Origin of the sequence: Leeuwenhoekiella parthenopeia, assembly GCF_020782115.1 — a bacterium.
GTDB classification, from domain to species: Bacteria; Bacteroidota; Bacteroidia; order Flavobacteriales; family Flavobacteriaceae; genus Leeuwenhoekiella; species Leeuwenhoekiella parthenopeia.
Map to the genome: position 1 here is coordinate 1 of NZ_JAJGMW010000050.1, position 2,320 is coordinate 2,320.

Annotated in this window: 2 protein-coding genes; both read left to right on the forward strand. The window is 32.7% G+C overall.

From position 1 onward, the window contains the following. Window positions 1–609 precede the first annotated feature (609 nt). Window positions 610–1,023 carry a hypothetical protein gene (locus LLW17_RS18760; RefSeq protein WP_228231826.1) on the forward strand — a complete coding sequence of 138 codons (414 nt, stop codon included), beginning with the start codon at window positions 610–612 and terminating at the stop codon, window positions 1,021–1,023. A 265-nt stretch (window positions 1,024–1,288) separates the two neighbouring features. After that, on the forward strand, window positions 1,289–2,080 hold the full coding sequence (locus LLW17_RS18765; protein WP_228231827.1) for a hypothetical protein: 792 nt from the start codon (window positions 1,289–1,291) through the stop codon (window positions 2,078–2,080). The last annotated feature ends 240 nt before the right edge of the window (window positions 2,081–2,320 follow it).

Sequence of the window (2,320 nt, forward strand, 5' to 3'; positions counted from 1 at the left end):
CTCTTTGAGAGCTTCTAAAACCACTTTGGTCTTGAACTTGGGTGTGAATTTTCTTCGTGTCATAAAACAGTAAATTTAAAGTTATTTTGGAACTTAAATTACTGTCCTAATTTTTGGGGGATGCTCATATGAACCGCCAAAACCACCGAAAGAAAATGAAATACCAAAAAAATGGTATGAATACAAAGAATTGGAAAGCAGAATAGATAGCGTCGAATTGACCAGCGAGCAAATTGCATTGATTAAAAATGCAATATTGGAACTGACTGAACTAAAAATTAATTCTAAATCGTGTCCAGCTCACAGCGGAATTGTTAATACAGTCATTTCAAGAGACTCAAGTCTAATTATAGAGGATTATCCATCAAAAGAGTGGAAATCGTTTCAGAACTTGAAAAAAACCATAACGGAAAAATAACCTTGGCAACAACGTATATAGCTTATAGCTAATTAGTTGCTTAATCGAAGTTAAGCAGATTTGCAAGTCCGCCAATTTTTTTTATTTGGCTTATTTATAAGAAAAAGAAAATTCGGCTCGTCTTTAAATGACAATTAATCGCCAATTCACACGTTACGAGATATATACAAGGCCATAGGCTGCAATATGAAATGACAAAACTTCAATTTAAAAACTTCGGGCTTTTAGGAATTATCTTTCTTTGTTTGAGCTGTGACCCACCTCATTCAATTACATTTATTAATAGTTCAGATTCGGAACTAAAAGTGAAATTGAAGATAGATACTACAATTACAAATTACGACCTGAATTATATTGAAAATAAAAATGCTGACTCAATAGTTTTTAATATAAAAGAAAAAGATACAGCGCAATTAAATTTTGGCATCGGAACTTGGTCTGACTCCGAAATTAGAAAACATGTAAATTCATTTAGAGAAATTGATATTGAAAACGCTGATTTTAGAAAAGTATTGAAGTCTAAACGAAAAATGGTGGAATTTTTGACAAAGCATAGGGAAGGTGGAATTGGTTGGAAAACTAAAATAACTATCGAAATTGAGTAAAACGCTACAGTCAACTAGTCAAAAAAATTACCGCTTACCAACTAACTACGTGCGAATTCATAAAATCACTAAGCTGCGCTCTAAACCGAAAATTAACCCATACAAACCCGTAACTGGCAGTTACGTGAGACCGTTGTACTGCACGTGATTAAACACTTAATTCTCATATTAATACTGATTTCAATTTTGACTTCCTGCAACCAGATAAGAAGAAAAGGAGACTATTCTTTTAGCTGACCGAGAAGCCCTTGCAGCTTGCTATAAAATGAAACTTAAATTCAACATATTAATCCTTATATTTTTACTATTAGAATCGTGTGAAAACTCAGTCAATAATATTGAGTATCCAGAATCAAAAGTTGAAAATTTTGATATCAACAATAATGATGAGGATTACCTTATCAAGGTAAGCAATTTAAAAAGTGGAGAATTTCAAATTATTTATCGAGATACATTAGTTACAAAAAGTGACTCAACGCTTCATAGTAAAATACTTAATCTTGCGGATGAAAATAGAAGACACCACGAATATGCTTCAGTCCTATTAGCGTTAGACAAAAACCTGCCCTATAAAGATTTTAAAAAGCTCACAAATGAATTCCGTAAAGTCTTCTATCAAAAATATATCCTAAGAACAGAAAATAATGGATATTTTAAAATCCATCTGCCTCCTTACTACCAAAATGACAACGAATATTTTGACAATAGAATTAAGGGATTGGGACCTCCACATACCCTATATAAAGAATTAAAACCTCATTTCAGCAGTACTAAAATATTGTACGTTTCAATCGAAAAGGGCAACTTAAAAATGATTGATAACAAAAATCAGGAAGTCAAAAATTATATACAGTATGCCAGAGATAATAAAAGATTTATAACTCTTTATTACATTAAAGAAAACCAGAGCTATCAAGACTTCATAACAGTCTATTCAAATCTTCTTTTTTGGATCGACGAAATACATGCTTCAATTGATAACAGCAAAAATAGCACAGATGGTTTGGATGAATTTAAAATAATGATTGCGGAAAAAAACGCACTACAAAACCTGTAACCATCGAATAAGCCCCACTACCGCCAGTCTTTGAGAATTCGCGCGCAAGAATACCATAAACAGAAAAATAATGAACGAACACGAAGAATACTTTAGAATTTCTAAACAGGGAAGGGTATGTAAATTAAACTCTGTCCGTTGTTTCAATTCCTTTGGGGCTAGCCCCAAAGGAATTGGTGTTTAATATCAGGGGTATCCTTTCCCCAAATTTAATGTAAAGTTGTTGAACGGTCAGGCTCC

Coding starts and splice junctions, on each gene's coding strand:
- LLW17_RS18765 (WP_228231827.1), top strand. CDS start 1,289: ATGAAACTTAAATTCAACATATTAATCCTTATATTTTTACTATTAGAA.
- LLW17_RS18760 (WP_228231826.1), top strand. CDS start 610: ATGACAAAACTTCAATTTAAAAACTTCGGGCTTTTAGGAATTATCTTT.